Source organism: Verrucosispora sp. ts21, assembly GCF_002879555.1.
GTDB lineage: Bacteria > Actinomycetota > Actinomycetes > Mycobacteriales > Micromonosporaceae > Micromonospora > Micromonospora gifhornensis.
Map to the genome: position 1 here is coordinate 1 of NZ_PNOZ01000168.1, position 1,209 is coordinate 1,209.

The 1,209-nt window shown below is 71.2% G+C and carries 1 protein-coding gene; it reads right to left on the bottom strand.

What is annotated here, in order from left to right:
• A partial coding sequence (locus C1A38_RS30375) for a bifunctional transcriptional activator/DNA repair enzyme AdaA (RefSeq protein WP_233197119.1) occupies window positions 1–1,176 on the bottom strand: 1,176 nt, incomplete at its 3' end.
• Window positions 1,177–1,209 lie beyond the last annotated feature (33 nt).

The following is a 1,209-nucleotide window of genomic DNA, read 5'->3' on the forward strand; positions in this document are numbered from 1 at the left end:
CCCCGACGAACCCCCCTCCGCCCCGACGAAATCCTCCTCCGCTCCGTTGATCAAGAGGTTTGCGTCTTCCTGAGCGCCATCCCCGACGCAAACCTCTTGATCAACACCGTCGCGGGCGGGGGTGCGGAGGGCGTGGAGGGTGGTGAGGAGGTGGGTGAGGGTGGTGCGGGCGGAGGTGAGGGAGACCTGTTGGGTGGTGATGGCGCGGACGGCCATTTCGAAGCCGTCGACGGCGTGGGGCACGCGTACCCCGGGTTCGGCGGCCACGGCGGCGGCCAGGGCAGGATCGGCGCTGAGGGTCTGGTCGACGGCGACCGGGTCCGCGTCGAGGTCGAGCAGGTGCCGGCAGCGGGCCACGGCCGGTGCCAGGTCACGCAGATCGGTCAGCCGCAGGGTGGCCGCGACATGCCCGTCCGCCGGGGTCAGTGCCACCGCGCCGGTGCCGTGCGGCAACCGCAAACCCCGGCGGTACGTCCCGTCCCGGACCTCGTCGACCCCCGGCAGGGTGCGCAGCGCCAGAAATTCCAGCAGCGCGGGAGCGTGCAACGGTGGGCGGTACGCCAACCGCAAGGTGATCGTGCCCGACCCGCCGAGCGCCGTACGCCGACGGGCCCGAAGCTGCGACGGAGGTACCCCGTACACCTCGCGGATCGTGTCGTTGAACTGCCGGACGCTGCCGAACCCGGCGGCGAAGGCGATCTCGGCCAGACCCAGCTCGGTGCTCTCGATCAAGGTACGGGCGGTCTGCGCCCGCTGCGCGCGGGCCAGCGCCAACGGACCGGCACCGAGTTCGGCCCGGAGCATCCGGTGCAGGTGCCGCTCGGTGTACCCGAGCCGGGCAGCCAACCCGGGCACCCCGTCCCGATCCACCACCCCGTCGGCGATCAACCGCATCGCCCGACCCACCACGTCCGCGCGGACGTCCCACTCCGGCGAACCGGGGGAGACGTCCGGTCGACACCGTCGACAGGCCCGCAACCCGGCACCCTGAGCAGCCGCCGCCGAGGGAAAGAACCGGACGTTGTGCCGCTTCGGCGTCACGGCCGGACAGGACGGCCGGCAGTAGATCCCGGTAGACGTCACGCCCGTGTAGAACCACCCGTCGAACCGCTGGTCACGGCTGTCCACCGCCCGATAACACCGCTCAAAGTCCTTAGCATTCGCCGAGGTGGGCATGCCAGAGCCCGATATCGATGAGAGTGACGGGTG